This is a genomic window from Pseudomonas sp., assembly GCF_049300855.1.
Lineage (GTDB): Bacteria > Pseudomonadota > Gammaproteobacteria > Pseudomonadales > Pseudomonadaceae > Aquipseudomonas.
This window is the reverse complement of the sequence record NZ_JBAQKH010000032.1, coordinates 1-26,260: the sequence shown is the minus strand read 5'-3', so window position 1 is coordinate 26,260 and position 26,260 is coordinate 1. Positions and strand designations below refer to the sequence as shown.

General features: G+C 59.1%; 28 protein-coding genes. 10 read left to right on the top strand and 18 right to left on the bottom strand.

What is annotated here, in order from left to right; genetic code table 11:
* Positions 1 to 11: 11 nt before the first annotated feature.
* Positions 12 to 593, top strand: a complete 582-nt coding sequence (locus WA225_RS19150; RefSeq protein ID WP_422609146.1) for a DinB family protein — start codon at positions 12 to 14, stop codon at positions 591 to 593.
* A 116-nt stretch (positions 594 to 709) separates the two neighbouring features.
* On the top strand, positions 710 to 1,207 hold the full coding sequence (locus WA225_RS19145) for a GNAT family N-acetyltransferase (protein ID WP_422609145.1): 498 nt from the start codon (positions 710 to 712) through the stop codon (positions 1,205 to 1,207).
* Between the two features lie 324 nt (positions 1,208 to 1,531).
* Here WA225_RS19145 and WA225_RS19140 read toward each other — a convergent pair whose 3' ends face one another.
* From WA225_RS19140 to WA225_RS19130, 3 genes are all read right to left on the bottom strand, one after another.
* A complete protein-coding gene (locus tag WA225_RS19140; RefSeq protein WP_422609144.1) occupies positions 1,532 to 1,741 on the bottom strand; it encodes a hypothetical protein in 210 nt (69 codons plus the stop codon).
* Between the two features lie 234 nt (positions 1,742 to 1,975).
* The gene (locus tag WA225_RS19135; RefSeq protein ID WP_422609143.1) at positions 1,976 to 3,724 is read right to left on the bottom strand and encodes a phosphoethanolamine transferase CptA; all 1,749 of its coding nucleotides are present in this window, start codon (positions 3,722 to 3,724) and stop codon (positions 1,976 to 1,978) included.
* Between the two features lie 196 nt (positions 3,725 to 3,920).
* On the bottom strand, positions 3,921 to 4,100 hold the full coding sequence (locus WA225_RS19130) for a DUF6026 family protein (protein ID WP_422609142.1): 180 nt from the start codon (positions 4,098 to 4,100) through the stop codon (positions 3,921 to 3,923).
* Between the two features lie 273 nt (positions 4,101 to 4,373).
* Here WA225_RS19130 and gnd point away from each other — a divergent pair, with 273 nt between their 5' ends.
* Genes gnd through WA225_RS19115 form a run of 3 tightly spaced genes read left to right on the top strand, consistent with a single transcriptional unit; the run spans position 4,374 to position 7,692 of the window.
* A complete protein-coding gene (gnd, locus tag WA225_RS19125; RefSeq protein ID WP_122609492.1) occupies positions 4,374 to 5,354 on the top strand; it encodes a phosphogluconate dehydrogenase (NAD(+)-dependent, decarboxylating) in 981 nt (326 codons plus the stop codon).
* Positions 5,351 to 6,874: a glucose-6-phosphate dehydrogenase gene (gene zwf / locus WA225_RS19120; RefSeq protein WP_422609141.1), complete on the top strand. Its 1,524-nt coding sequence runs from the start codon at positions 5,351 to 5,353 to the stop codon at positions 6,872 to 6,874. The genes gnd and zwf overlap by 4 nt, the downstream gene beginning before the upstream one ends.
* Positions 6,871 to 7,692, top strand: coding sequence for an HAD family hydrolase (locus WA225_RS19115; RefSeq protein WP_422609140.1), 822 nt, complete (start codon positions 6,871 to 6,873; stop codon positions 7,690 to 7,692). The genes zwf and WA225_RS19115 overlap by 4 nt, the downstream gene beginning before the upstream one ends.
* A gap of 60 nt (positions 7,693 to 7,752) precedes the next feature.
* On the opposite strand, the gene nhaB is transcribed toward WA225_RS19115, so the two are convergent.
* The 3 genes from nhaB to WA225_RS19100 all read right to left on the bottom strand — a co-directional run bounded on the left by nhaB (position 7,753) and on the right by WA225_RS19100 (position 11,184).
* On the bottom strand, positions 7,753 to 9,255 hold the full coding sequence (gene nhaB, locus WA225_RS19110) for a sodium/proton antiporter NhaB (RefSeq protein ID WP_422609139.1): 1,503 nt from the start codon (positions 9,253 to 9,255) through the stop codon (positions 7,753 to 7,755).
* Positions 9,256 to 9,349: 94 nt separating this feature from the next.
* Positions 9,350 to 10,639 (bottom strand): delta-60 repeat domain-containing protein, encoded by a 1,290-nt coding sequence (locus WA225_RS19105; RefSeq protein WP_422609138.1) that lies wholly within the window; start codon positions 10,637 to 10,639, stop codon positions 9,350 to 9,352.
* Positions 10,640 to 10,917: 278 nt separating this feature from the next.
* The gene (locus WA225_RS19100; RefSeq protein WP_422609137.1) at positions 10,918 to 11,184 is read right to left on the bottom strand and encodes a hypothetical protein; all 267 of its coding nucleotides are present in this window, start codon (positions 11,182 to 11,184) and stop codon (positions 10,918 to 10,920) included.
* Positions 11,185 to 11,539: 355 nt separating this feature from the next.
* On the opposite strand from WA225_RS19100, the gene WA225_RS19095 reads away from it, so the two are divergent.
* Positions 11,540 to 12,865, top strand: coding sequence for a sigma-54 dependent transcriptional regulator (locus tag WA225_RS19095; RefSeq protein WP_064118198.1), 1,326 nt, complete (start codon positions 11,540 to 11,542; stop codon positions 12,863 to 12,865).
* A gap of 64 nt (positions 12,866 to 12,929) precedes the next feature.
* Here the strand turns inward: WA225_RS19095 and WA225_RS19090 are convergent, their stop codons facing one another.
* The 10 genes from WA225_RS19090 to WA225_RS19045 form a co-directional block, all read right to left on the bottom strand.
* Positions 12,930 to 14,237 (bottom strand): hypothetical protein, encoded by a 1,308-nt coding sequence (locus tag WA225_RS19090; protein ID WP_422609136.1) that lies wholly within the window; start codon positions 14,235 to 14,237, stop codon positions 12,930 to 12,932.
* A gap of 45 nt (positions 14,238 to 14,282) precedes the next feature.
* Positions 14,283 to 15,029, bottom strand: a complete 747-nt coding sequence (locus WA225_RS19085) for a hypothetical protein (RefSeq protein ID WP_422609135.1) — start codon at positions 15,027 to 15,029, stop codon at positions 14,283 to 14,285.
* Positions 15,030 to 15,073: 44 nt separating this feature from the next.
* Positions 15,074 to 15,754, bottom strand: coding sequence for a C39 family peptidase (locus tag WA225_RS19080; protein ID WP_093432815.1), 681 nt, complete (start codon positions 15,752 to 15,754; stop codon positions 15,074 to 15,076).
* Positions 15,755 to 15,817: 63 nt separating this feature from the next.
* The gene (locus WA225_RS19075) at positions 15,818 to 16,837 is read right to left on the bottom strand and encodes a heme utilization protein (RefSeq protein WP_422609134.1); all 1,020 of its coding nucleotides are present in this window, start codon (positions 16,835 to 16,837) and stop codon (positions 15,818 to 15,820) included.
* Between the two features lie 74 nt (positions 16,838 to 16,911).
* A complete protein-coding gene (locus WA225_RS19070; protein WP_422609133.1) occupies positions 16,912 to 17,487 on the bottom strand; it encodes an adhesin in 576 nt (191 codons plus the stop codon).
* A 1-nt stretch (position 17,488) separates the two neighbouring features.
* Positions 17,489 to 17,938: a hypothetical protein gene (locus WA225_RS19065; protein ID WP_422609132.1), complete on the bottom strand. Its 450-nt coding sequence runs from the start codon at positions 17,936 to 17,938 to the stop codon at positions 17,489 to 17,491.
* Positions 17,914 to 18,135, bottom strand: coding sequence for a hypothetical protein (locus tag WA225_RS19060; RefSeq protein ID WP_422609131.1), 222 nt, complete (start codon positions 18,133 to 18,135; stop codon positions 17,914 to 17,916). Before WA225_RS19060 ends, WA225_RS19065 begins: the two co-directional genes overlap by 25 nt.
* A 160-nt stretch (positions 18,136 to 18,295) precedes the next feature.
* Positions 18,296 to 18,820: an AAA family ATPase gene (locus tag WA225_RS19055; protein ID WP_422609130.1), complete on the bottom strand. Its 525-nt coding sequence runs from the start codon at positions 18,818 to 18,820 to the stop codon at positions 18,296 to 18,298.
* Complete coding sequence (pnuC, locus tag WA225_RS19050) at positions 18,817 to 19,380, bottom strand: nicotinamide riboside transporter PnuC (RefSeq protein WP_422609129.1); 564 nt, start codon at positions 19,378 to 19,380, stop codon at positions 18,817 to 18,819. The genes WA225_RS19055 and pnuC overlap by 4 nt, the downstream gene beginning before the upstream one ends.
* A gap of 270 nt (positions 19,381 to 19,650) precedes the next feature.
* Entirely contained in the window at positions 19,651 to 21,285 is a 1,635-nt protein-coding gene (locus WA225_RS19045) for a methyl-accepting chemotaxis protein (protein WP_422609128.1), read from the bottom strand.
* Between the two features lie 304 nt (positions 21,286 to 21,589).
* On the opposite strand from WA225_RS19045, the gene WA225_RS19040 reads away from it, so the two are divergent.
* Together WA225_RS19040 and WA225_RS19035 are read left to right on the top strand one after the other, a co-directional pair.
* Positions 21,590 to 22,420 carry an undecaprenyl-diphosphate phosphatase gene (locus tag WA225_RS19040; protein ID WP_422609127.1) on the top strand — a complete coding sequence of 277 codons (831 nt, stop codon included), beginning with the start codon at positions 21,590 to 21,592 and terminating at the stop codon, positions 22,418 to 22,420.
* On the top strand, positions 22,417 to 22,848 hold the full coding sequence (locus WA225_RS19035; protein ID WP_422609126.1) for a DUF1294 domain-containing protein: 432 nt from the start codon (positions 22,417 to 22,419) through the stop codon (positions 22,846 to 22,848). Before WA225_RS19040 ends, WA225_RS19035 begins: the two co-directional genes overlap by 4 nt.
* Before the next feature lie 34 nt (positions 22,849 to 22,882).
* Here WA225_RS19035 and WA225_RS19030 read toward each other — a convergent pair whose 3' ends face one another.
* A complete protein-coding gene (locus tag WA225_RS19030) occupies positions 22,883 to 23,242 on the bottom strand; it encodes an MmcQ/YjbR family DNA-binding protein (RefSeq protein ID WP_422609125.1) in 360 nt (119 codons plus the stop codon).
* On the bottom strand, positions 23,239 to 24,147 hold the full coding sequence (locus WA225_RS19025) for a LysR substrate-binding domain-containing protein (protein ID WP_422609124.1): 909 nt from the start codon (positions 24,145 to 24,147) through the stop codon (positions 23,239 to 23,241). The genes WA225_RS19030 and WA225_RS19025 overlap by 4 nt, the downstream gene beginning before the upstream one ends.
* Positions 24,148 to 24,272: 125 nt before the next feature.
* Between WA225_RS19025 and WA225_RS19020 the strand changes: the two genes are divergently transcribed.
* Complete coding sequence (locus WA225_RS19020; protein WP_422609123.1) at positions 24,273 to 24,884, top strand: FMN-dependent NADH-azoreductase; 612 nt, start codon at positions 24,273 to 24,275, stop codon at positions 24,882 to 24,884.
* Between the two features lie 236 nt (positions 24,885 to 25,120).
* On the top strand, positions 25,121 to 26,158 hold the full coding sequence (locus tag WA225_RS19015) for an alpha/beta hydrolase family protein (RefSeq protein WP_064118184.1): 1,038 nt from the start codon (positions 25,121 to 25,123) through the stop codon (positions 26,156 to 26,158).
* Positions 26,159 to 26,260 lie beyond the last annotated feature (102 nt).

The window sequence follows — 26,260 nt, the reverse complement described above, 5'->3', positions numbered from 1 at the left end:
AGGGCGCAATCATGACCCAGCCGTTGTCCCATCATTTGCTCACCATGGCTTACCAAAATGCCTGGGCCAATCACCGATTGGCCAAGGCCTGGACGCAACTTGGCGCGGCGGATCTGGCGGCGCCGCGGGTGAGCTTCTTTCCGAGCATTCGCCTGACCCTCAATCACATCCTGACCTGCGACTGGTTCTACGTCGATGCGCTGGAACGCGAGTTGCGCGGTGCGGAGCCGCATCCGGATTGTTATGTGTTTTTCAATCAGGATGAGCCGTTCACCGACGCTGAACTCTTACGCACCGAGCAGGCTCACGTCGATCGACGACTGATCGCCTATTGCGAGCAACTGCGCGATGCCGAACTGGCCCGTATCGTCACCATCGCCCGCGACACACCGCAGCACGACAGCCGTCTGCGCATGCTCTCGCACCTGTTCGAGCATCAGATCCATCACCGTGGCCAGGTGCACGCGATGCTCAGCGATACGCCGGTGCAGCCGCCGCAACTGGATGAGTTCTTTTGCGCCGGCGAAAGCGCTTTGCGTGCCGAGGACTTTGCCGAACTGGGCTGGACCGAACAGCTGATCTGGGGCCACTGATCAGCGAAAGATCTTTGCATTTGCCGGTTGCCCGGCGGATCACGCCCGCGCTAAGGTCAGACAGCCGTTCAGCGCGCATTTTGCGCGCCGGGGCTTTTGTGTGTTCGGGGATGGAAATGGATTCCGCAGAAATTCTTGTACTTCAGGCCAGCTACAGCAATCCAACGCACGCCGAGGCCATCGGTATCGTGCTCAATCATTACGCAGAAGACCCTATGGGCGGCGGTCATCCGATCGACCCTGAGTTGCTGCGCCGACTGCCCGAAGAACTGGCCCGGCGTCCGCATGCGTTCAGTGTGCTGGCCTTTGTCGGAGGCGAACCGGCCGGGCTGGTGAACTGCTTTGAAGGGTTTTCGACGTTTGCCTGCAAACCGCTGGTCAACGTGCATGACGTGGCCGTGGTGAGCAAGTTTCGCGGCCTCGGCCTGAGCCAGAAAATGCTGCAAAAAGTTGAAGAAATCGCCCGTCAGCGCGGTTGCTGCAAGATCACCCTCGAAGTGCTGGAAGGCAACGCCGTGGCGCAGGGCTCCTACCGCAAGTTCGGCTTCGCGCCGGGGATGTTCGACCCGGAGCACGGGCAGATGCTGTTCTGGATCAAAAACCTCCAAGCCTAGAAGCCCCTCACCCTGGCCCTCTCCCAAAGGGAGAGGGGACTGACCGAGGTGTTTGGGCGAAGTACGCCGACCTGAAACATCAAGCCGAACTCAGGTTTTGAAAAGCATGAAAATCGGCTCCCTTTCCCCCTCGCCCCTTTGGGGAGAGGGCTGGGGTGAGGGGGTTGGATCTTGCTGACCCAACCCAATCTGCGAACTCGCGACAGCATAAGGTCGAACACCCAGCTCAATGCCCATAAAAAAGGCGCCCCAATCAGGGCGCCAAACTGTCTTCTCCCAGGCCAGAGCGGAGCCATGGAAGGTTCATCGGTTGCTCGGTCAATCTCAGTCGCGGTACGACTCGGTCACTTGCGCCGTCTGATCGGCGGGAACGCGAATTTCTTTCGCGTTGGCGTCGCTCTTCTGCGCGCTCTGGGCCTGCTGGACCGGGAAGTTGTCGTAGTAATAGTGCATGCGCTCAGCGCCGCCTTCGGCAAAAACGCTGGCAGAACCCAGGGCAAAGAGCCCGGCAAGAATTGCGGTAGTGATTTTCATGGTGCCTCCTACTGAACAAGTGGGAGCCGTTCGTCCATGAAGCAGATCTCGCAAGAGAGTCTGTGCGGCATGAATTAACACCGGGTTAACGCCTGCTGAGTTCAGGTTTTGCAGCCTGTTGCGGGGCACTATCAGACAGACGCAGCACACCTGAAACAAAGGTTTGCCGCGCCTTGGGAGACTATTCGAGGATCTGTCGGGCATGAAAAAGGGGCCGCTCCGGGCCCCTTGGTTTTACTGCTCTTTAGCGGCTGCGACGGCCGCATCGGGTTTTTTCGGCTTCATCAGGCTGAAGTCGATCAACGCGCGCTGTTCGGTCTGATAGGGATCACCGATCAGCAGCGGACGCGCCTTGAAGCTGTCGCTGACCAGGCTCTTGCTGCGGTCGAGCTCATCAAAACTCAGACCCGCGAGATCCGCCCAGGTGTGGATCAGGTGCGAGCTACTGTACGGACGATCCAGATCAGCGGCAAAGTTCCAGTCGTGATTGGCCTTCCACTTCGGCGATGCCCAGGCCATGAACGGAATCGTGTACATCGGCGCGGTCGGTTTGTTTTCGTTGCGGCCCAGTGTCTTGTGGCCGACCGAGTCGAACACATCCTCACCGTGATCCGAGAGGTACAGCAGGAAGCCGTTCGGATCGGATTTGGCGTAATCCTTGATCAGGCTCGACACCACGAAGTCGTTGTACAGCACGGCGTTGTCGTAGCTGTTATAGGTCGGTACCTGGTCGTCACGCACACCGGCCGGTACGCCGGTGCGATCCTGAAACTTGTCGAACGTCGGCGGATAACGGTACTGGTAGCTCATGTGCGTGCCGAGCAAATGCACGACGATCAGCTTGCGCGGTGCCGCGTCTGCCAGCGCCTTGTTGAACGGCTCGATCACGTCGCCATCGTACTGCGCGGCGTTCTGGTTGCGGTTGTTGTTCAGGTAAACCTGCTCGTCGGCCTGTTCGGAGAAGGTCGTGAGCATGGTGTTGCGCTTGGTCATGGTCTGCTGATTGGTGATCCAGAAGGTCTTGTAACCTGCCTGTTTCATCATGCTGACCAGCGACGGTGTCGACAGGTACAGATCCGGGTTTTCTTCATCAGCGAAAGTCAGGACCTGCTGCAACGCCTCGATGGTGTACGGGCGAGGGGTGACGACGTTGTCGAACACCGCCAGTTGATCCTTGAGCTTGTCCAGTTCCGGCGTGGTGTTGCGCTGATAGCCGTAGAGGCTCATGCGCTGACGGTTGGTCGACTCACCGATCACCAGCACCAGGGTCTTGGGCTGATCGGCCGCGACTTCCTTGAGGTTTTTCAGTGGCGGGATTTTGCTGACGTTATGCAGCATGCCCTGCATGTCGGCGAGGGTATCGAGGTAACGGTGATAAGCCACCGCCATCTGCCATGGCACCGCCGGCTCGATACGGGTTTCGAATTTCTCGAAGCCCTGGGCGAATGAACCCATGCGCAGGGTTTGTTTGACCAGCGGATAACCGACCACGGCGATCACGATTGCCGTCGCTGCTACCAGCGCGCGGCCACGGGGCATGTACACCGGGCGCAGGCGTGTCCACAGGAAGTAGGCGAACGCGGTGTGGGCGAGGAACGCCGCGACCATCCACCAGGCAAAGTACTGCGTCATGTACTCGCCAGCTTCAGAGATGTTCGATTCGAACATGATGAAGATGACGCTCTGCGAGAATTCCTGCTGATAGATGAAGAAGTAGCCGAGGCTGGCCATCGAGCAAGCCCACAGCACCACGCCGATCACGGCCGCGAGCAGTTTGGTGCGCTTGGGGAACAGCAGCATCGGCGCCAGCCAGAGCGCGCTCATGAAGAACGCCTGACGGAATCCGCTGAAGCCGGAGGTGCCGGTCAGCTGGATCAGCAGTTGGGTGATACCCGAGAAGTACCAGAAAAATACAAATAGCCAGAGAAGACCGGCCCAATCGAAACCTGTCGCAGTCGTTTTGCTGCGTTTGAACAATGCCATTGGCGCTCCAGCTTTCTCGTTACAACCACCGCCGGAACATCCATGAAGCCGACGAACGGAGACCGTACGCGGAGGCACGGCCAGAATGGGAGCGGAGTATCACGAAGCGAGTGTGAAAGTTTTGTTAGTTGCCGAAAACAGCCCGGCGGGTGTCGCATCGGGAACAGCGGCTGCGGTTCCCGAGGGAAGGGGAGGATCAGGCGTGCGGGTGACGCTGAACGACCGGCAAGGGTTGCGACTGCAGGCCATAAGCCGATTGCAGTTGGGCCAGTTGCTGCTTCAACTGGTCACGCTCGTCTTTCAACTGGCGCAATTCATCGCGACGAATCGTCACGTACAGGGTTTGTGGCGGCATTGCTGTGTGTACTGTGCCCATTGCTCACCTCGCAAATGGCGTGCATCAACTGTAGGTCGCCCCGCTCGGCGGGTGCAGACTTACTATCGGCGCCGATTTTGATTTCTTTTGCCTATGAATGGAACTTTTTTATTTTTCATGGTCGGTGTGTCTTCGACAGGATTCGGGGCGTTATCAGTCTGGATCGGGCACAATGCCCGGAAACTTCATCGCAACGCTCTGGACTAACCTCCATCAGTCGCGTTGGGCTATAACCAATGACACACATTTATTTGTAGTAAGGAGCATCAGCACATGCAACTCGGGATTATTGGACTGGGCCGCATGGGCGGCAATATTGCGCGACGTCTGATGCTCAACGGTCACACCACCGTTGTTTACGACCGCAATACCGCTTTCATCGATAACCTGGTCGCCGAGGGCTCCACTGGCGTCGCCGACTTGCCGGCACTGGTTGCCGGCCTGGCCAAACCGCGCGCGGTGTGGGTCATGCTGCCGGCCGGCGCGCCGACCGAAGACACCATCAACACCCTGAGCACGCTGCTCGAAGCCGGCGATACCATCATCGACGGCGGCAACACCAACTATAAGGATGACATCCGCCGGGCCAAGGCCCTGGCCGAGAAGGGCCTGCATTACATCGACGTCGGCACGTCCGGCGGCGTCTGGGGCCTGGAGCGTGGCTACTGCATGATGATCGGGGGCGACGCTGAAACCGTGCAGCGCCTCGACCCGCTGTTCGCCGCACTGGCACCGGGCATGGGGGACATCCCGCGCACCAAGGATCGCAAGTCCGACGACCACCGCGCCGAGCACGGTTACATCCACGCCGGTCCCGCCGGTGCCGGGCACTTTGTGAAGATGATTCACAACGGCATCGAGTACGGCATGATGGCCGCGTTCGCCGAGGGCTTCGACATCCTCAAGACCAAATCCAGCGAACGTCTGCCGGAAGATCAGCGTTTTGATCTGAACGTGGCCGACATCGCCGAAGTCTGGCGTCGTGGCAGCGTGGTGTCGTCGTGGTTGCTCGACCTGACCGCCGATGCACTGGCCAGCGATCCGAAACTCGACGGTTTCTCCGGCTCCGTAGCGGACAGCGGCGAAGGTCAATGGACCATCGAAGCGGCCATGGAACAAGCGGTGCCGGTACCGGTGCTGTCGAACTCGCTGTTCTCGCGCTACCGTTCGCGCGGCCAGGGCACCTTTGGCGACAAGATTCTTTCGGCCCAGCGCTTCGGCTTTGGCGGCCATGTGGAGACACCGAAGAAATGACCCATACGATCCGCAGAAAATCCAAGGCAGAACCCGCACCACCGACCACGCTGTTTTTGTTCGGTGCCCACGGCGACCTGGTCAAGCGCTTGCTGATGCCGGCGCTGTACAACCTCAGTCGCGACGGCTTGCTTGACGACAATCTGCGGATCGTCGGCGTTGACCACAACGCCATTACCGATGAAGCCTTCGCGCAGAAGCTCGAAGACTTCATCCGTACCGAAGTGGCGGCGAAGGTCGGCAAGGGCGATCAGATGCTTGATCCGGCCTTGTGGGCCAAGCTCGCCAAAGGTATCAGCTACGTCCAGGGCGACTTCCTGGACGACAGCACTTATTCCGCGCTGGCGGCGAAAATCGCCGACAGCGGCACCGGCAATGCGGTGTTCTACCTGGCCACCGCGCCGCGTTTTTTCAGTGAAGTGGTGCGCCGTCTCGGCAGCGCCGGCTTGCTTGAGGAAACCCCGGAAGCATTCAGAAGGGTGGTCATCGAGAAGCCGTTCGGCTCCGACCTGCAAACCGCCGAGGCGTTGAACGCCTGTTTGCTCAAGGTGATGTCCGAGAAGCAGATCTATCGGATCGACCACTACCTGGGCAAGGAAACCGTGCAGAACATTCTCGTCAGCCGGTTCTCCAACAGCCTGTTCGAAGCGTTCTGGAACAACCATTACATCGACCACGTGCAAATCACCGCCGCCGAAACCGTTGGCGTAGAAACCCGTGGCAGCTTTTACGAACACACCGGTGCACTGCGCGACATGGTGCCCAATCACTTGTTCCAGTTGCTCGCCATGGTTGCCATGGAACCGCCGGCAGCATTCGGCGCCGATGCGGTGCGCGGCGAGAAGGCCAAAGTGGTTGGCGCGATTCGTCCCTGGACCACTGAAGAGGCTCGGGCCAACTCGGTGCGTGGCCAGTACAGTGCCGGCTCGGTGGACGGCAAGTCCCTGACCGGATATCGCCAAGAGCCCAACGTCGCGCCGGACAGCAGCACAGAAACGTACGTGGCGCTGAAAGTGATGATCGACAACTGGCGCTGGGTTGGCGTGCCGTTCTATCTGCGCACCGGCAAGCGTATGAGCGTGCGCGACACCGAAATCGTCATCTGCTTCAAACCGGCGCCGTATGCGCAATTCCGCGACACCGAAGTCGACGAATTGCAGCCGACCTATCTGCGCATCCAGATCCAGCCAAACGAAGGCATGTGGTTCGACCTGTTGGCCAAACGGCCGGGGCCGGCGTTGAACATGGCCAACATCGAGCTGGGTTTTGCTTATAAAGACTTTTTCGAAATGCAGCCGTCAACCGGTTACGAAACCCTGATCTACGACTGCCTGACCGGCGATCAGACGCTGTTCCAGCGTGCCGATAACATCGAGAACGGCTGGCGAGCGGTGCAACCGTTCCTCGACGCCTGGCAGCAGGACGCCAGTGTGCAGACTTATGCCGCTGGTGAAGATGGCCCGCAAGCCGCCGAAGATTTGCTGACTCGCGATGGTCGCGTCTGGCATGGTCTCGGATGAGTGAGGCGCCGAAACACCCCATCCGTTTTCTGCTCAGTGACATGGACGGCACACTGTTGCTGCCCGATCACACGCTGAGCCAGCGCACCATCGATGCCGTTCGCGCCTTGCGTGAGGCCGGCGTGTTGTTCAGTCTCGCCACCGGACGCCCACCGAAAGCCATGCTGCAGCAGATCGAAGCTTTGGGCGTTGATTTGCCGACGGCAGCATTCAATGGCGGCACTATCGTCAATCCGGATGGCAGTTTGCTGGTCGCACATTACCTGCCGGCGACGACGGCGCTGATTGCCCTGGCAACGTTTGCCGATCAGCCGGATGTGGAAATCTGGGTGTTCAGCGGTGGCGACTGGTTGCTCAAGGATCCGCACGGGCCGATGGTGCCGCGCGAACAGCACGGTCTCGGTTATCCGCCGGTGGTGGTCGAGAGTTTCGAGCCGTATCTGGAGCGCATCGACAAGATCGTCGCGACCAGTCACAACACCGAGCTGTTGATCGAGCTGGAGGCGCAACTGCTGCACAAGGTCAACGGCATGGCGCAAGTGTCACGTTCACAACCGGTTTATCTCGACGTGACAGCGCTGGAGGCCAACAAGGGCACCGCGCTGGCGACGCTGGCCGAACATCTCGGTATTCCACTGGAGCAGACAGCGGCCATCGGCGATGGCGGCAACGACCCGGCGATGTTTCATTGCGCAGGCTGGTCGATTGCCATGGGGCAGGCGGAGGAGGCGGTGAAGCGCCAGGCTGACGTGGTCAGCGCGCCGAACACCGAAGACGGCGTGGCCCTGGCCATCGAGAAATATATCCTGCCACGCTGAACACACACACAAAACCCACTGTGGGAGCGAGCTAGCTCCCACAGGTTTTTTTAGTGCTGATTACAGCCAGTAGCTCACCGCATACCAGCCCAGCAATCCCATCACGAACGTGTACGGCAACGCCATCCACACCATCCGCCCATAAGACAAACGCACCAGCGGCGCAATCGCCGAGGTCAGCAGGAACAGAAACGCAGCCTGACCATTCGGTGTCGCCACACTCGGCAGGTTGGTGCCGGTGTTGATCGCGATCGCCAGGGTTTCGAAATGCTCGCGGCTCATGTGCCCGGCGAGGAACGCCTGCTTCACTTCGGTGATGTAAATGGTCGCGACAAACACGTTGTCACTGATCGCCGACAACAAGCCATTGGCGATAAACAACATGCCCGGCTGTTGCTCGACCGGCAGTGCCAGTACCCACTGAATCAGCGGCGCGAACAGTTGTTGATCGTGAATCACCGCGACCACGGCGAAGAACACCACCAGCAGCGCGGTAAATGGCATCGCATCCTTGAACGCGCTGCCCAGCCGATGTTCGTCGGTGATGCCGGTAAACGCGGTGATCAACACAATCACCATCAAACCGATCAGGCCGACTTCAGCAATGTGAAAGGCCAGACAGCCGATCAGGATCAATGCCGCGGCGCCTTGCACCAACAGCGCCGCGCGTTGGCGCGCTGTGCGTTCGGCGTTGTCTTCGGCGGCATAGTTGGCCAGCACGGCGCGCACGTTGTCCGGCAGCAGTGTGCCGTAACCGAACCAGCGCAGTTTTTCCAGCAATACGCAGGTCACCAGGCCCGCCGCCAACACCGGCAGCGACACTGGTGCGACTTTCTGGAAGAACTCGCCGAAGTGCCAGCCCATCTCATGGCCGATCAACAAATTCTGCGGTTCGCCGACCAGCGTACACACACCACCCAGCGCTGTGCCGACCGCGCCGTGCATCAACAGGCTGCGCAGAAACGCGCGAAATTGTTCCAGATCGTCATGATGCAGTTTCGGCAGGTGCTGGTCATCGCCGAATTCGCTGTCCTGACGCGGATCATTGCCCGAGGCCACCCGGTGATACACCGAGTAGAAACCCACAGCAGCGCTAATGATCACCGCCGTCACGGTGAGGGCATCGAGAAACGCCGAGAGAAACGCTGACAAAAAGCAGAACATCAACGCCAGTGCAGCTTTCGAACGCACACCGAGTAACAGTCGCGAGAACAGGTACAGCAACAAGTCCTTCATGAAGTAGATGCCCGCGACCATGAACATCAGCAGCAGGATCACCGGGAAGTTGTGCACCAGCTCATCATAAAGCGCCTGCGGCGTGGTCATCTTCAACAACAGGGCTTCGATCAACAACAAACCGCCGGGCATCAGCGGATAGCATTTGAGGGCCATGGCCAGGGTGAAAATGAATTCGATCACCAGCAACCAGCCGGCAGCGACCGGGCCGACGGTGAACAGCACGAGGGCATTGAGGATCAGGAAGCCGACGATGGTCGCCTTGTACCAGCGTGGCGAGTGTCCGAGGAAGTTTTGCGCGAACGCCTGGGCCATTGAACCGGACATCGGTTGCTCCTTGTATTAAGAAGCGCGCAAGTTGCCGCATGTGTCGGACAAGTTCAAGTTGTAACGGGCGAAAAAATACCCCGGTAGAAGGGGTTTACAGATTGAGATAGCGCGCGACCATCGCCCGGTAGTTGCCATCGAGTGAATAACCGCCCACCAGAATCGCGCCGTTCGCCTGCAATGCCAGCGAATTGGCGGTGTCAAGACTGCGGCCAAGGCGCGTACGCAACCAGCCGCGGCCGCCGCCAAAACTGTCGTCCAGACAGCCGTTGGCACAGTAACGAGCGACAATGAAATCAGCTTCGACGCCGCCAATCGTCGCACCGACAGCGATGATTCGACCGTCCACCATGCACTGCGCTGCGCTCCATTGGCAGCCGCTCGGGCCGATCTCCAGTAGATGCGGTTGACCGCCATGGCTGTGCAGGTCCGGGCGACCGTTGGGGTGCAGGCTGAACGCCAGGCACCGGATCGGGTCGCGGCTGCTGCCAAAACAATGCAGGGCGTCCGCCGATTCCAGTACCTGACTGACCTGAGCACTTTTGCCATGAGCCTTGAAGGCGAGAAAGCCGTCCACCGCGAAACGTTCGTCCAGACGGCCGTCAGGCAGATAGCGCGCCAATAAACCCTCCTGGGGGAAATCGATGGAGCCGGCGACGACGATGCGTCCATCGTCCTGCAGCAACAAACTGCTGAGCCAGGTGTTGAGCAGCAGGTGCCGGATCATCACGAAGCCGCGACCGTTGAATGTTTCGTCCAGACGCCCGTCGGGTTTCAGGCGAATCAGCATGCCGGCATGGTCGGCCAGTTCAAAGTGATGGTTGGCGATCAGCAAGATGTGGCCGTCCGGCTGTACCGCGAAATCGCAGGCTTCAGCGCCCGGTACGCCCGGCGGCAGCCAGTTATCGCGCGAGCCCATGGACAGGTTTCCAGGCAGGCGAACCACCTGACGGCCGTTCTCGCCAAACGATGGATCGGGATTACCCTGCGCATCGAACAAGGCCAGGGCGGGCAGGGTGCGATGGCTGTTTTCATAATGCAGGCCGGCCAGCAGAATTCGCCCATCGGGCAGCGCCTGCACCTTGGCAGCTGTGGCCTCGAAACCTGGGGCAAAGGTGTTAATCACGCTGCCCTGTGCGCCGAAGGTCAGATCGGCGGACCCGTCGGCGAGCAAACGGGCGAGGCCGAAACGGCTGCCTGCGGTGCTGCCGACTTTTGCCGCGACGAGAATTCGACCGTGCGCATCGAGCGCGACACCCTGAGTCAGGCTGGAAACGCTGCCGGCGAAATACACCTGGGCAACGCCATTCACGGCGAAAGTAGAGTCGAGTTGACCGGCATTATTCAATAACGTCGGGAGCGCATAAGCGTTCAGGCTGGACATGCACGCATCTCCTTGCGAGTTGACCATGACCGGGACCGGCTGGGTAACTGCATGAGCGGAACATTCAATCCCTGAACAGCTGGAAGTACAACTGTAAGAACTAACAGGTGGAGGGTCGCACTGTGCCAGAACAGTGTCTTTTTGAACCAATTGCAAGCCTGCCAAGCAGTAAAGCCTGAGCCTGTTGCAAATAGTTGTACAAAAGTAGCTGGCGATAAAAAGTTTACAACTAAGCGAAGCGGGCGGATGACCTTGAAGTCATCCGCATGATCCGGCGATTAGTGTGGCATCGACCACGATTGCAAGCGGTAGCCTTCTTTGCTGAGTTCAGCGCGGGCTTGCTGCAGCAGTTGTTCCAGTTGCGCCGGATCGGAGTAGGCACTGCTTGGGATTTGCTGGCGGCCAATATGTGAATTGGTCCGGTCGATTACGGTCAGGCTAAGTTCGCCATTGCCGTCTTGTGGCGCCCAGGCCACGCACTGGAAAGGTTTGAACGCGTGGTTGGCAATCAAAAGAGCTTCGTTGATACGGAGCGGGGCGGTCATGGGGTCTTCTCTCTGTAGTGCCCAATCAAATGATCTGCCGTCGGTTGGGCTTACCGCTCGGCTGGTTACTTGTACTGATGCACGCAACCCGCTAGCGGGTCACACTCGAAACAAAGAAATTTCCACTTTCTTTCATAGGCCGGATTTTGTGCGTGCTTTTGAAAGCGTAATGAAAGCTTTATTGCAAGAATCAGTCGATAGCTAACTAACAAAGCGGCGCCTTATAACTAGTTAGCTTGTACACCTATAAGCAATCGATACAAGGTGCTGTCAAATTCTTGCTAATGTTACAGCCAGGTCTGCCAAATGACTGTTTTTACAACCTTTTCCTAAAATTTGGCGCCAAGGAACAGTCATGAGCGAAGCGCCTGCGTTACGACGTTTATTGGTGGTCGATCCGTGCGACGACTGTCACCGCTTATTACCCGGTTTGCGCGCGGTAGGGTGGGATGTCGACAGTTGTTCCCTGGAAAATGCCGCCGACCGCAGTTGTGACGTCGGCTTGTTGCGATTACAACCTTTTCATCTCGAACGCCCCGAAGCCGTTAAAGAACTGATCAGCCGCAGTGGTACTGAATGGATCGCCGTGCTGAACCAGGAAGTCTTGCGTCTGCAAAATGTCGGCGACTTTGTGTGCGAGTGGTTTTTCGATTTCCATACCTTGCCGTTTGACGTGTCGCGAGTTCAAGTGACCCTCGGCCGCGCGTTCGGCATGGCGCGTTTGCGCGGGCAGGGCACGATTCACGTCGACCAGCCTGAGCATGAGTTGCTCGGTGACAGCAAACCGATCCGCGAACTGCGCAAGTTGCTGAGCAAACTGGCACCGACCGAATCGCCGGTGTTGATTCGCGGCGAAAGCGGCACCGGTAAAGAACTGGTTGCGCGCACCTTGCATCGACAGTCGCAGCGTCACAGCAAACCCTTCGTGGCGATCAATTGCGGGGCGATTCCCGAGCATCTGATTCAGTCCGAGCTGTTCGGTCATGAGAAAGGCGCGTTTACCGGCGCGCATCAGCGCAAGGTCGGGCGCATTGAAGCAGCCAACGGCGGCACGCTGTTTCTCGATGAAATCGGTGATCTGCCGCTGGAGTTGCAAGCCAACCTGCTGCGTTTTCTCCAGGAAAAACACATTGAACGGGTCGGCGGCAGTCAGCCGATCCCCGTGGATGTCCGCGTTCTGGCGGCAACCCACGTTGATCTTGAGGCGGCGATCGAGAAGAAGCGTTTTCGCGAAGACCTGTACTACCGGCTCAACGTCTTGCAAGTGGTCACCGCGCCGCTGCGTGAGCGTCACGGTGATCTGTCGATGCTGGCCAACCATTTTTCGCACTTCTACAGCCATGAAACCGGTCGCCGCCCACGCAGTTTCAGCGAGGATGCGCTGATTGCCATGGGCAAGCATGACTGGCCGGGCAATGTGCGTGAACTGGCCAACCGTGTGCGGCGCGGATTGGTTCTGGCCGAGGGCCGGCAGATCGAGGCGCGTGATCTGGGCTTGATCAGCCAGCATTCGATCGCCACCCCGATGGGCACGCTGGAAGACTACAAGACGCGTGCCGAGCGCCAGGCGTTGTGCGACGTATTGAACCGGCACAGCGATAACCTCAGTGTTGCCGCAAAAGTCCTCGGCGTGTCACGCCCGACATTTTACCGATTGCTGCACAAGCACCAGATCCGCTAGGGCGGAGAAACACAAAAGGCCCGTTGCGAGAGGATCGCAACGGGCCTTTTGTGTGGCTGCACGTTTAGAAGTAGTACGGGAATTTCAGGCTGAAGGAAAAGTCCGGAGCGTCGTCGGTCAAACCGATCGACAAGTTCGGCACGATGGTCAGGTTGTCGGTGGCCGCAATGGTCATGCCGACGTTGAAGTAGCCGGCGTTGGCGTCACTCGACACCACCGATTGCCAATCCCCGCCATCCTGCTTCAGCTTGCTTTTACGCTGCACCAGGTCGGACATCGAGAACGACATACTCATCTTCTCGTTCAGAGCGAACGCAATACCGGCGCCGATCTGGAAGCTGTCGCCAATTTGCACTTTGCCCGGGGTTTTCTGGTTGACCGTCGAGCTGATGTCGTCAAACGACTCCTCCAGGTTGTGGGTGTAGGACAAACTGCCGAACAGCACGGCCGGGTCGAACGTCTTGACCAGCGAGATGCCCGGAGTGACCGACCAGACGCCGTTGCCGGTAGGCAGGGTGTCAGGCACGAACAGGTTGGAGTTGGCGTCGGTCTGGCGCAGCTTGATGCCGAACGGATCCTTGCCGGTTGGCGCCTTGACGCGCAAGGTCACGACCGCATCCGGCGTGTTGGCCGACTCGTCGAGGAACTTGTAAGCAATGCCGAAGTTGACGTCGCCAATGGTTGGATCCCGCGTCACGTCCTGTTCGGTGGTGACGTTGGAAGCGCCTCCGTTGCCGCCGCCGGATTGATAAGTCGAATCGCGGTAGACCACCGGCACGTTCAGGTCGAACTGCCAGCGATTGTCGAAGTTGTAGCGGCCCGTGAGGTCGAGGGTCCAGGTGTCGGCCTTGATCCGGTCAAGGTTGATGTTGCCGAGAAAAATCGAGTCCAGTGCCAGAAAGCCGTTGAGGATCAACTGACGGGTGTCGTAGCGCGAGTAGGTGATACCGGTTTCGAAGCTGAATTTGCCACCGCCGAAGAAACCACTGGCCTCGTCGTACAGGTTGGACACACTTTGTGCCGGTTGCGAATCATCTGCCAGCGATTGCCCGTAAGAAGCACCACTGCCCCCGGCGGCGCCCCCCGACGCTGCGGCGGCCCCGGTACCGGTGGCCACTTTGGGATTGCCTTTCATATCCGCCGGCGACTTGGCCAGACGTTTGGGTTGCGGCGCCGCCGGTTGATCTTCGACCTGACGGACTCGTTGTTCGAGCACCGCCAGGGCTTTTTGTTGTACTTCGTAACGTTGCTTCAGCTCCAGAAGTTCTTGTTTCAGGACTTCTACATCGGCGTCCGGTGCCGCTTGCAGCATCGCTGCAGGTAGAAGAGTGCTCAAACAAACAGCGGCACGCAGTGATACTGATCGATACATGAATAAGCCGTCCCTTTAAGCCCAATGATCGAGACTCAGCGTAGTTCAATATCCAATAGTGCGTAGTGCCCTGAGTTGCGTCAGGTTGCAGTCCAGTGCGCCGGCGCTCATGCCGTTATTGTTCAGGACGACGTTGAGTTGAGTCATGTTGTTGACCACGTTGGCACTGCCCAGCAAACGGGTGTTCTGCAGCAAGCCACCCTGGGCGACCTGTTGCAGGGCGGTGCCCTGATTGCCAGCGGCCTGAATGGCCATCTGGACGCCACCGCCGTTGGCCGAAACAGCCACGCTGCCGGCAGCATTGCTGCCGCCGATAGTCTGCCCGGCCATCAGTGCCTGCCCTTGTGCGGGCACCAGCGCCGGGGCCTGACTGGCTTCGGAAACGTTAATGGCGACGTTGTTGTAAGCCGTGTTGCTGTCGCCAGCGGCACGCACGCTTTGCGTCACGCCCTGGCTGCTGTCGAGGCCGGCGCCACCGGTGATCGTGCCGGTGCCCGTTGGCAGGGTACTGCCGTTGCCGTGCTCCTTGATTGTCTGCACGTAGAGTTCGGGTTTGACCGTTGCTGCTTGAAGTTGCATCGAGGTCGCGGCCCCGATCAGATCGCCACCGGCGTTGCGCCAGGTGCTGCTCATGACAATGCCGAAGCTGATAATCCGCCCCGGCATGACGTAACGTCCACGTAGCTCGGACAACTCCTTGTCCTGTATCTCGATAGGCTTGAATCCTGCATTGGCATAGCCTGACGCGCTCGCTGCCAGGCAGGCGGCGGCCAGCCAGTATGAGGTTTTCATCTGCTGCTCCCGGGACATCCAGCCCCATTCTTTATAATCGGCGATTAAAAGAAGTCGCTCTGTATGAACCCGAAGTCCATTAATTCAGCATCTCTGACAGGGTTGAAGTTATCCAGCTTGTTCTTCGCCGTCAGCGGTGTCGGCGGGCTGCGCAATGCATTGGTTTTGTCATAACCGGGGCCGACGATGGCGAAGACAATGCCGTTCCAACCTTTGACAAAGTCATCGTGTTTGTAGCGCTTGTGGCCTAAAACCGGGTCTCCGATGTAAACCCAATCCTTGTCCGAACGCTGCAGAACCACGAAATGCTTGTAGCCGCGAATTTCCATCAGTACCACCACCGGGATGGTTACAGCGTCGAGTTTTTCCGGTGGAATCTTGTAGCCCCTGGCGCGCATGCCGATGCTTTCTATGTAGCGCTTCATGTCCAGCATGGAAAACCCTTGAGTACGAACAAGGTCCTGGTCAGCGTTGACCAGCATGCCTTTGATGATGTGCTCCTCATCGACGTCGAGCCAATAGGCCTGGCGTAACACCGTAGCCAGTGCAGCAGCGCCGCAGCTGAAATCGGTTTTCTGTTCGACGATGTCGGAAAACTTGCGCTCACGAATGCTTTGCACGTTCTTGTAGACGAGTACGCCGCCGGGGAGGGCAGCGACTGGCATCTGCGCGGCCTGGGTCAGGCCAGACAGGCAAAGCAGAGCGAAAAGGGCCGTCTTACGCATGATCGATACGCCTTTGCGGACTGAGGAAAAGCCCCGTTTCCGGGGCTTTCGTTTCGATCGCGATTACATGCAGGCTTTGCAACCTGCAGCGATGGACAGCGAGTTGCTTTGTTGGTTGCCAACACCTGCGGCGTTGTTGAAGCCAGCGTTGCCGGAGAAGTTGTTGCCAACGTTGCTGACGGAAGCGTTGTTGGTTACAGGGTTTTTCCAGCCGTCTGGAGTCATCACTTGTTGAGTGGTCACGCCAGCCAGGCCGAAGACACCCACGGCAACGAAGTCAGAGGTAGACTGACCGCCACCGTTGCCACCATGGCCACGGTCGTTGTTGCCATAACCGCCACCACCACCGTGACCGTGATCGTCATCTCTGGTAGTTGCGGTGCCCACGGCGCCGAACACGCCAGCGGCGGCGACGGTGCCAGTAAGGGTATCTTTTTTGTAGGTCTGAGTACCGTAGTTGCCTACGTTAAGACCGGTAGAGCTTTGGTTGGCAGCGGCTGCTGCCTGGGCCACACGGCCACCGGATACGGCGATTGCCAGGTTGTTTTTCTGTTGGTTGAAGTTGCCGGCAGCGTTGTTCACGCCAATGTTGCCGGAACCGCCGTTACCCACGTTGTTCAAGCTTGCATTGTTGGTGGTGGAGGCGTTTGCAACAGCGTTGTTGTTATTGACCTGCGTGGCGCTGGAAGCAGCGACAGCGGTGCCGAAGATGAAACTTTCGTCGGCGGTGGCCAGTGCAGCGGCGTTGTCTTGTTGGTTGCCATCGCCACCGGCGTTGTTCATGCCGAGGTTGCCGTTGGAACCGTTTGCCGAGTTTTCGATACCGGCATTATTTTTTGTGCCTTGATTGAGCACGGTGTTGCCGTCGCTGTTTTGTGCGTCGAGCACTGCGGCACCGGCGCCAGCGCCGATTTGCAGCAGTTCTTCCAGGGTAGGGCCTTTTGGATCATGGCCATTGCCATGACCGTTGCCGTGCCCGTTACCATGACCGTGATCATCATCACGACCGCCTGCCTGTGCTGCGATTGCCATCACTGCTGCAAGTGCGAAAACCAGTGGTTTGAGAGCCATTGTAGGTTTCATGGTGTTTCTCCATCGTGCTTATTAGTTGGTTAAGTGTTGGTACTTTCTAATTGCACTGCTTTTTGTTGTTTGGGTCAGTCAGCGACCCGGATGCTCAGGGTGTTAGCCATACGGTTCCCCACCCCGGCACTCTGGTTCACCTGGATTACCCCGCGGCTGCCGGTGAAGGCCTGATCACTTGTCGTGACCTGGCGACTGCCGGGTGAGGTACCAGTTGCTCCTGAGCTCGGTAAAAGCACCACGTTCTGTTGTGAAAGGGCGCTATCGTCAACGCTCTGCGGGGCAGCACTGATGCTGACGCGTGTCACGTTGGCCATCTGGTTGTTGGCGCCGGCACCCTGGTTCACACCGAGGATCCCGTTGCCATTACTGAAAGAGTTGCCGCCAATGGTCGCGCTGGCGTTCGTTGACGGATTGCCCGGGGTGTCGATGTGCTGGCGGACAATGGTGGTGGCGCTGGCCGAAGTGCCGATGGCAATGGCCTTGGTGTTGGTCTGTTGCATCTGGTCGCCGGCGGCCTGGTTGATGTTGTAGTTGCCGCGGTACTGGATGCCGGTGTCCTGAATGTTCGCGTTGTTCACTGAGCTGGGGTCGGCAGCCATGGCGCTGGCGCAACCGAGGAGGGCGAGCAGGAGCAGGGTGCGATTCATCTTATTGGCCTCCAGCCATGCGGGTCAGCGGAGCGAGGCCGGCGCCCATTGCGCGGTTGACGGTGTTGGAGATGGAACTGCCACCGCCGCCGCCATGACCGGCACTCATGCCGGGCAGGCCGTTGGGGTTGGTCAGCACATTGGTCCCCGGCAGGCTCCCGGTGGCGGTCGACATACCGCCGCGAATCGACGAACCACTGGCCACGCTGGCGAAATCACCGTCGTTGAGTTCGGTGCTGTTCATCGCCTGGTTGATGCGGCCGGAAGGGTTGGCATTGACAGTGGTCGGGTAGGGGTCTTTGCCGCCGCTGCGACCGATGGGAATGGGTTGAACATCGCGATTGAGTACAATCACGCCGTTACCCTCTGCCTGCACGTTGAAGCTGATCAATGTGCTGGCTGCTGATCCGATCAGCAGAAGGCAGGTCAAACCTTTTTTGATATTCCCCACGGCTGCAATTCCTTCTTCAGTGGGCTGCCCTTGGTCAGCGTTGTGAAGGAGAGAGCGAAAGCTGTGCCGCTTTTGAAATAGCTTTCAATTTCAATTGCTTGGGGAATCGATGCGCAGGCCTGATACACCGCCTGTTTCATGACTGATACACGCAGGGTGGCGCTGACCTGTCTATTGGCTGAATAAAGCTCTGGCACAAGGGTTTGCGCCAGGGTGTTTCAGCCGCGTAACAACCGGCATGACAAAGCTGTGAACAGTGCTGAAACGGGCACTTTGCACGCGAGCGAGTGTTTCAGGATTGGACACTTTGCCCCCAAAACAGGGGGAAAAGCGTGGGAAAGGCACCCCTTGACCGGGTCACTGCGCCAGCAGTTGCTCGACGGCGGCAAATGCCTTCGACTGGCGCTCGGCCCAATTGCCCTCGATGATCTGAAAACGCTGGTGGTGGTTTTCCAGCCAGTCTCGGGTGGCTTGGTAAAACGCCAGTCGCTCGTCCAGATCCGGCTGGCAGCGCTGGCCGTCATCGGTCCAGTCAATTTGCTCTGGCGAGAGTAAAAGGTGCAGGTCGTAATGCCGCGCCAACAGTTCGGCTTCCAGCCAGGCCGGGCAATCGCCGAACAGCGTCTGGCTCCAGAGCATATTGCTCAGCAAGTGCGTGTCGAGGATCAGCAGTGCAGGCTGTTGCGCCCGTGCCTGATCTTCCCATTGCAATTGGCCCCGGGCGATTTCCGGGATATCAGCCAGACAGGTGTCGCGCGGGTTGAGCTCGATAAACCGGCGCACGTACTCGTCCACCCGCCAGCCGCCAAAGCGTTGTTGCAGGCCCGCCGCCAGCCAGCTCTTGCCGGTCGATTCGGGGCCGGTCAGAACCACGACCTTCATGTGCGCAACGCCGGATCAGCACGCCATTCGCGAAAGCCTTGAATCGCCAGCAAGGTGAACAGGCCGTACAGCGCCGCAGTGAGGTACAGCCCTTTATAGATGAACAAGCCGACAAAGATCACATCAAGGACAAACCACAGTGCCCAGCATTGCAGGCGTTTCTGTGCCATCCACAATTGTGCGACCAGACTGAAACCGGTCAGCGCGGCATCGAGCCACGGTTGCGCGGCGTCGGTCCAGTGGGCCATGGCCGCACCGAGCAGCAGGCTGCCGAAGGCACCTGCACCGAGGCCGAGAAGGATAGAGCGTTGATCGAGACGCGTGACCTCACGACCGTCATGCATCGTCCCGGCGCGGGTCCATTGCCACCAGCCATACACTTGCAGCGCGGCGTAAATCACTTGCAGCAACATGTCCGAATACAGCTTCACTTCAAAGAAGATCCAGCTATACAGCAACACCATGACCAGGCCGATTGGCCAGCACCACGGATTCTGTTTGACCGTCAGCCAGACGGCGATCACACCGAGGGCGGCGGCAAACAGTTCAAGCCCGGACATGGGGGTTCCTTGGGGGAGTGAAAGAAGGGGGCGGATTGTACTGCATTCGCCCAAGCCCCTCACCCTAACCCTCCCGAAACGTCGGACCGCCCGTAGGGAGAGGGGACTGACCGGGTTGGATGTTCGAGATCCGCCGACCTGACCTTCTGCGTTGAATCCATAATCGACTCGATTTTTCAGGTCGACGTATAGCTTGAGACACTTCGGTCGGCCCCCTCTCCCTCCGGGAGAGGGCTGGGGTGAGGGGTGGGCTCACCAAAGTTAAACGGATCAGACGCGGAACTGGCGCAGGAGGCCGTTGAGTTGTTCGCTCAACTGGCCAAGTTTCAGGCTGGCCGCACTCGATTGTTCGGCAGCGATCGCCGTGCTGTGCGAAAGACCGGCCGCCTGAGTCACGTTCTGATTGATGTCCTCGACCACATGCGCCTGTTGCAGCGTGGCGCTGGCAATCGAGGCATTCAGACCATTGAGGTTGCGCAATGCCTGACCGATGGCATTCAGACTCGCGCCAGCCAACCCGGCTTGTTCAATGGTCAATTGCGACGCCTTGCTGCTGTCGCCGATGACCTTCACGGCCGCTTCGGAGTGATTCTGCAAACGCTCGATCATCGACTGGATTTCCGCCGTCGACTTCTGCGTACGCTGCGCCAACAAGCGCACTTCATCGGCAACCACGGCAAAGCCGCGACCTTGTTCGCCGGCACGGGCCGCTTCAATCGCGGCGTTGAGCGCGAGCAGGTTGGTCTGCTCGGCAATCGAACGGATCACCTCCAGCACACTGCCAATCTGCGTGCTTTCAGCGGCCAACGTACGAATCACTTCCACCGCCTGATCAATCGTGCCGGACAGTTTGTCGATTTGCTGCAGGCTGCCATCGATGTTGATCTGGCCCTGCTGCGCCTGCGCTTCGGCGTCACGCATTTCAGCGGCGGCGTTCTCGGCGTTTTTCGCCACGTCCTGCACGCCATAGGTCACTTCGTTGATCGCGGTGGCCACCAGTTCCATCTGCTGCGATTGCTGCTGGCTGCGTTGCTGCGCCTGCGAGGCGTCGTTGCCCAGTTCGCTGGACGACTGACCGAGCGCGCTGGCCGACACCTGCAAGTCACCGATCACCCGACGCAGCTTGGCGGTGAAAGCATTGAAATGATGCGCCAGCTCAGTCACTTCATCTTTGCCGTGGGTATCGAGGCTGCGGGTCAGGTCGCTTTCGCCGCTGGCGATGTTGGCCATGGCGTTCACGGTTTCCTGCAGCGGCCGGACGATGCTGCGCGCGATCAGGATCACCAGCAACGCCATGATCACGGCAATCGCCAGACCGATGACGGTGGCTTTGATCACCTGGCCCTGGAATTCCGCCTGCACATCGTCGACGTAAACCCCGGAACCGAGCACCCAGCCCCACGGCTCGAACAGTTTGACGTAGGAGGTCTTGGCCACCGGCTCGCTGGCACCCGGTTTCGGCCAACGGTAGTCGACCATGCCGGCGCCTTTGGCGCGAGCGATGGCAACCATTTCGTTGAACACCGCAAAACCGTCCGGGTCGCGGATCGCCGAGAGGTTCTGGCCTTCGAGTTTCGGGTTGGTCGGGTGCATGACCATCACGGGTGTGAGGTCGTTGATCCAGAAGTAATCACTCTGGTCGTAACGCAAACCGCGAATCGCAGTGAGGGCCTGTTTCTGCGCGGCCTCTTTGCTCAGCGTGCCGGCCGTTTCGAGGTCGTGGTAATAGGTCAGCAGGCCGCTGGCGGTCTGCACCACATGCTGGGTTTTCTGGGCCTTGGCGTGATACAGGTCGTCGTGGATCTGCTTGAGCATCAACATGCCCAAGGTCAGCAACATGACCACCGCCACAATCAAGATGAGCCACAAGCGTCGGCTGATCGACACACTGCGCAAGCTGTTCATAACGCTGTCACTCCGGATTCTTTTTCTTGTAATAAACGACCGCCAGCATCCAACCACGAATTTGTGAGCGGGCATACGCGACCCAAGTCGTATAACGCGGCAGCGCTATTAAGGCGTGTCTGTTAGGATTTCGGCCCCGCGCGTGAAAACCTGAATCCAAATTGATATTTCACGGAATTTTGACCGTTTCGTGTGGATCCTGTGCGTGCGGAATCGGTACAGCCATAACCAGCTACGCTGATCGCAGTGAACGTAAAAAAATACTATCGGGGCATGCCGGCGCGCATCGCTCTTTGGGGGATTGATGGATCTTTGGACGGCCTTGCAGGCACTGATACTAGGAGTTGTAGAGGGGCTGACGGAGTTTTTGCCCATTTCCAGTACAGGACACCAGATCATCGTTGCCGACTTGCTGAATTTCGGCGGCGAACGGGCCATGGCGTTCAATATCATCATCCAGCTCGGCGCGATTCTCGCGGTGGTCTGGGAGTTTCGGCGCAAGATTCTCGACGTGGTCATCGGCTTGCCGACCCAGCCGAGTGCACGGCGCTTTACCGCCAATCTGCTGATCGCGTTCTTGCCCGCCGTGGTGCTGGGCGTGATCTTTGCCGACCTGATCCACGAATACCTGTTTAACCCGATTACCGTCGCGACCGCGCTGGTCGTGGGCGGCATCATCATGTTGTGGGCGGAAAAGCGTCAGCATGAGGTGCACGCCGAAACAGTCGACGAGATCACCTGGAAAGACGCCCTGAAAGTCGGCTTCGCGCAGTGCCTGGCGATGATTCCCGGCACCTCGCGCTCCGGCTCGACGATTATCGGCGGCCTGCTGTTTGGCCTGTCGCGCAAGACCGCCACCGAGTTCTCGTTCTTTCTGGCCATGCCGACCATGGTCGGTGCGGCGGTTTACTCGGGCTTCAAGTACCGCCATTTGTTCGTCCCGGCGGATTTTCCGGTGTTCGCCATCGGTTTCGTCACAGCGTTCATCTTCGCCATGATCGCCGTGCGCGGGCTGCTCAAGTTCATCGCCAGCCACAGCTATGCGGTGTTTGCCTGGTACCGGATTGTGTTTGGTCTGCTGATTCTGGCGACCTGGCAGTTCGGCTGGGTTGACTGGGCGGCGGCCAAGCCATGAGTGACTCCCGCGCACGCCGGCCCGAAGGACGACCTTCGGGCGGCAACAACATCCAGCATCTGAAGCTGAAACTGCTGGTTCTGCTGATCGTCTGCGCGCTGCCGCTGTTCGGCTCGCTGTCGATGTGGCTGCGCGGGATCTCGTTGGTGCCGCTAACGGCTTACGGCGTCGTCAGCGTGCTGGCGTTCTTCATGTACTGGGCCGACAAGCGCAAGGCTCGCGCTGATGCCTGGCGTACCCCGGAGAATATCCTGCATGCTGTGGAACTGGCCGGCGGCTGGCCGGGCGCATTGATCGCCCAGCAGGTGTTCCGGCACAAAACGCGCAAGGTCTCGTTTCAGATTCTGTTCTGGGTGATTGTGCTGCTGCATCAAGTGTTCTGGATCGACCAGCTGTTTCTCGGCTCGAACTTGCTGACCCTGTTTTAAACCGCACCGCAATTCCCTCCTACAGGGATCGGGTTTACAGCAAGAAACCGATTTGGGTTTTCTTTGGCAGTTTGCTTACCACTAGCTGATGCGAGCGCTGCAACAAACCCTGCAACTCTTCGGCACCCAGCGGGTAGGGCGGGTGCATGATGATCCACTGTGCCCGCGCCAGATACGGCGCCGGGTGAATCCCCGGGCGGTCGCAATGGCCGAGAAACAGATCCTTGTCGACCTTGAACGCCAGCGAATCGCCGCGCAAACCCTGCAGCGCAAACATCTTGTTGCCGGCAATCGAAAACACCCGCACGCCGCCCCATTTGTAATCCTCTCGTGCACCGGGCAATGCCAGGCAGAACGCCGCGACGTCGGCTTCGCTCATCTTCCCTTTGCTCATAACAACCGCTCTCCACAGGCATTGAACGACTCGACCAGGTGATCGATCCACGCGCGCACCGCCGGCATCACCCCGCGTCGGTGCGGATACACCGCTTGCAGCCAGCCGCCGGGCAGCGACCACTCTGGCAGCAATTGCACCAGCGTGCCGTTTCTCAGTTCTTCTTCGCAGTACATCATCGGCAGCAAGGTAAAACCCTGACCGGCCAGCACGCAGGCTTTGCGCACAATAAAGTCATCGATGCCCAGGCGTGCTTCCATGTTCAACTCGAAGCTTTCACCCTGCTCATCAAGCAAGCGCACATGCACCATGCGATCAGGTTCCAGTGCGCCGAGCACCGGCAGATTTTTCAGGTCTTGCGGATGGTTGATCGACTGGCCCTGTACAAAATCCGGGCTGGCGACCACGACCATTTGCGCCTGACGCAGGCGCCGGGTGACCAGTAACGGGTCTTCGTCGCCCAGTTCACGCACGCGCAGCGCCACATCGAAGCCTTCGGCGACCAGATCGACCCGGCGATTGAGCAGCACCACCTCCAATTGCACCTGCGGAAACTTGCCGAGAAATTCGCTGATGACCCACGGCAACATTTCCCGAGCCAGTCCGGTCGGGCAGGACACCCGCAGGCGTCCTCGCGGTTCACTGGACATGCTGGCGACCGCTTCATCGGCCATTTCCGCTTCCAGCAGCATCGCCTGGCAGTGACGTAGATAGCGTTCGCCAACGGCTGTGAGGTTCAATTGACGCGTGGTGCGTTGCAGCAGCCGCGCGCCGAGGCGTTCTTCCAGCTCGGCAATGCGTCGGGACAAGCGCGATTTGGGTATGCCCAGCAAGCGGCCAGCCGCAGCGAAACCGCCGGCCTCGACCACTTTGGCGAAATAGTAGAGATCGTTGAGATCTTGCATGGCGCTCCAACTGTTCTATCAGTGGGACGAACTATCGCATTGTCGGCGGCTAATCATCCATTGGTTTCTTCCGTAGGATTGTCTCCATTCCGTCGCCACCGGCGATTCCTTCCAGGAGATTCCACATGAAACTGCTGCATATCGATTCGAGCATTCTGGGCGACAATTCGGCTTCCCGTCAGTTGAGCAGCCAAGTCGTCAAAGCCTGGCAGACCGCCGAGCCAAGCGCCGTGGTCACTTACCGCGATCTGGCCGCTGATGCCATCAGCCACTTCTCGTCGACCACTCTGGTCGCCGCCGGCACCACCGCTGAACTGCGCAACGCCGCACAACAGCACGAAGCCGAACTGAGCGCTTCGACCCTGGCCGAATTCATTGCTGCCGACGCCGTGGTGATCGCTGCGCCGATGTACAACTTCACCGTACCGACCCAACTCAAGGCGTGGATCGACCGCGTAGCCGTTGCCGGTCAGACCTTCCGTTACACCGAAGCCGGCCCTGAAGGTCTGTGCGGTGGCAAAAAAGTGGTGATCGTGTCGACCTCCGGTGGCATCCATGCCGGTCAGGCCAGCGGCATCGCTCACGAAGAATATCTGAAGCTGGTACTGGGCTTCCTCGGCATCACCGACATCGAAATCGTTCGTGCTGAAGGCCTGGCGTATGGTGACGAAGTGCGCAACAACGCGATGACCGCTGCTCAAGCGAAAATCAGCGAGCAACTGTTTGCCGCTGCGTAAGGCTTGCGTAAAGAACAGCTGATGTTCAGGTAACGCTCAAAAAACTCTGTATTCTGGTTCTGCAAGGGCCAGTTACGGAGTTTTTTGTTTCTGACTGTTACATAATCTGGCCCGGGTTATGCAGTCACACGATCAGCGTCTGAGTGCAGTGTCGTACCGAAACGCCGAATCCCCGGCATTTCTGGCCCGCAAGGCAACGGATCTCTCGATTGAGTAACAACAGGGTGGGGCATCCCATGATGCGTCTTTGTGCAGCGTTACTGATTTGCCTGCTTGGCAGCCTGAATTCAGTGCAGGCTGCGCCTGGGCGGCATCCGGTGTGGAGCGTCGGTTATCACGAGATGACCTTCCTCGATCCGCTCGACCTGCAACCGATGCGCGCCATCGCCTTCTATCCGTCCAGCGATCGTGAGCACATGAGCCTGCTCGAAGGCTATTCGGTGGAAGCCGGCGAAGACACCAAAGTCGCCATTGGCCGCTTTCCGATGCTGATGCTCTCGCACGGCAACACCGGCACGCCGCTGGCCTTGCACGACCTCGCCACCTCCCTGGCGCGCAAAGGCTTTGTCGTGGTTGCGGTGATCCATCCCGGCGACAACTCCAAAGACCACAGCCGCCTCGGCACCCTGAGCAATCTTTACGGGCGGCCAATCCAGATTTCCGAAGCGATTACCGCCACCCTCGGCGACCGCATGCTCGCGCCTTACGTCAACGCCGATCAGGTCGGCGTGATCGGCTATTCGGCGGGCGGCGAGACCGCGTTGATTCTGTCAGGCGCGCAGCCAGACCTGGATCGCTTGCGGCGTTATTGCCAGGAACGTCCGGATGACCGTGATGCCTGCAACACGCAGGGTGAACTGATCGTCGATCGCGATGACCTGCAACCGGTGGCTGACCCACGCGTGCACGCCTTGCTGTTGATGGCGCCGTTGAGTCTGAAGTTCGGCCGCCACACCCTGGCCGACGTGCATGTGCCGGTGCTGCTCTACAGCGGCGATGGCGACAAACTGGTGGCTTTCGACAAGAATGCGGCGGCTCTGGCGCGCAAACTGCCGACCGCACCGGATTTCAAATTGTTGGCCGGGGCAGGGCACTTCGTGTTCATGGCGCCGTGCAACGAAGAGCAGATTCGCGCCATGCCGGCGTTGTGTACCGATGCCGATGGCGTGGATCGAGAGGACATCCATCGCAACCTCATCTCAGAGGCCGGGCGGTTCTTCTCCCATGCGTTGGGTCAACCGACCCGCGCGGGGATGCAAACTGCGGATCAATAGTCAGCCGAAGAATACTGTGGGAGCGAGCTTGCTCGCGAAGGCGTAGTGTCAGTCAATACATGTGCTGACTGACTCCCCGCCTTCGCGAGCAAGCTCGCTCCC

What these genes read in the sequence shown, in the direction of transcription:
- WA225_RS19150 (WP_422609146.1), top strand. Translation starts at nt 12, where the DNA reads ATGACCCAGCCGTTGTCCCATCATTTGCTCACCATGGCTTACCAAAAT.
- WA225_RS19145 (WP_422609145.1), top strand. Translation starts at nt 710, where the DNA reads ATGGATTCCGCAGAAATTCTTGTACTTCAGGCCAGCTACAGCAATCCA.
- WA225_RS19140 (WP_422609144.1), bottom strand. Translation starts at nt 1,741, where the DNA reads ATGAAAATCACTACCGCAATTCTTGCCGGGCTCTTTGCCCTGGGTTCT.
- WA225_RS19135 (WP_422609143.1), bottom strand. Translation starts at nt 3,724, where the DNA reads ATGGCATTGTTCAAACGCAGCAAAACGACTGCGACAGGTTTCGATTGG.
- WA225_RS19130 (WP_422609142.1), bottom strand. Translation starts at nt 4,100, where the DNA reads ATGGGCACAGTACACACAGCAATGCCGCCACAAACCCTGTACGTGACG.
- gnd (WP_122609492.1), top strand. Translation starts at nt 4,374, where the DNA reads ATGCAACTCGGGATTATTGGACTGGGCCGCATGGGCGGCAATATTGCG.
- zwf (WP_422609141.1), top strand. Translation starts at nt 5,351, where the DNA reads ATGACCCATACGATCCGCAGAAAATCCAAGGCAGAACCCGCACCACCG.
- WA225_RS19115 (WP_422609140.1), top strand. Translation starts at nt 6,871, where the DNA reads ATGAGTGAGGCGCCGAAACACCCCATCCGTTTTCTGCTCAGTGACATG.
- nhaB (WP_422609139.1), bottom strand. Translation starts at nt 9,255, where the DNA reads ATGTCCGGTTCAATGGCCCAGGCGTTCGCGCAAAACTTCCTCGGACAC.
- WA225_RS19105 (WP_422609138.1), bottom strand. Translation starts at nt 10,639, where the DNA reads ATGTCCAGCCTGAACGCTTATGCGCTCCCGACGTTATTGAATAATGCC.
- WA225_RS19100 (WP_422609137.1), bottom strand. Translation starts at nt 11,184, where the DNA reads ATGACCGCCCCGCTCCGTATCAACGAAGCTCTTTTGATTGCCAACCAC.
- WA225_RS19095 (WP_064118198.1), top strand. Translation starts at nt 11,540, where the DNA reads ATGAGCGAAGCGCCTGCGTTACGACGTTTATTGGTGGTCGATCCGTGC.
- WA225_RS19090 (WP_422609136.1), bottom strand. Translation starts at nt 14,237, where the DNA reads ATGTATCGATCAGTATCACTGCGTGCCGCTGTTTGTTTGAGCACTCTT.
- WA225_RS19085 (WP_422609135.1), bottom strand. Translation starts at nt 15,029, where the DNA reads ATGAAAACCTCATACTGGCTGGCCGCCGCCTGCCTGGCAGCGAGCGCG.
- WA225_RS19080 (WP_093432815.1), bottom strand. Translation starts at nt 15,754, where the DNA reads ATGCGTAAGACGGCCCTTTTCGCTCTGCTTTGCCTGTCTGGCCTGACC.
- WA225_RS19075 (WP_422609134.1), bottom strand. Translation starts at nt 16,837, where the DNA reads ATGAAACCTACAATGGCTCTCAAACCACTGGTTTTCGCACTTGCAGCA.
- WA225_RS19070 (WP_422609133.1), bottom strand. Translation starts at nt 17,487, where the DNA reads ATGAATCGCACCCTGCTCCTGCTCGCCCTCCTCGGTTGCGCCAGCGCC.
- WA225_RS19055 (WP_422609130.1), bottom strand. Translation starts at nt 18,820, where the DNA reads ATGAAGGTCGTGGTTCTGACCGGCCCCGAATCGACCGGCAAGAGCTGG.
- pnuC (WP_422609129.1), bottom strand. Translation starts at nt 19,380, where the DNA reads ATGTCCGGGCTTGAACTGTTTGCCGCCGCCCTCGGTGTGATCGCCGTC.
- WA225_RS19045 (WP_422609128.1), bottom strand. Translation starts at nt 21,285, where the DNA reads ATGAACAGCTTGCGCAGTGTGTCGATCAGCCGACGCTTGTGGCTCATC.
- WA225_RS19040 (WP_422609127.1), top strand. Translation starts at nt 21,590, where the DNA reads ATGGATCTTTGGACGGCCTTGCAGGCACTGATACTAGGAGTTGTAGAG.
- WA225_RS19035 (WP_422609126.1), top strand. Translation starts at nt 22,417, where the DNA reads ATGAGTGACTCCCGCGCACGCCGGCCCGAAGGACGACCTTCGGGCGGC.
- WA225_RS19030 (WP_422609125.1), bottom strand. Translation starts at nt 23,242, where the DNA reads ATGAGCAAAGGGAAGATGAGCGAAGCCGACGTCGCGGCGTTCTGCCTG.
- WA225_RS19025 (WP_422609124.1), bottom strand. Translation starts at nt 24,147, where the DNA reads ATGCAAGATCTCAACGATCTCTACTATTTCGCCAAAGTGGTCGAGGCC.
- WA225_RS19020 (WP_422609123.1), top strand. Translation starts at nt 24,273, where the DNA reads ATGAAACTGCTGCATATCGATTCGAGCATTCTGGGCGACAATTCGGCT.
- WA225_RS19015 (WP_064118184.1), top strand. Translation starts at nt 25,121, where the DNA reads ATGATGCGTCTTTGTGCAGCGTTACTGATTTGCCTGCTTGGCAGCCTG.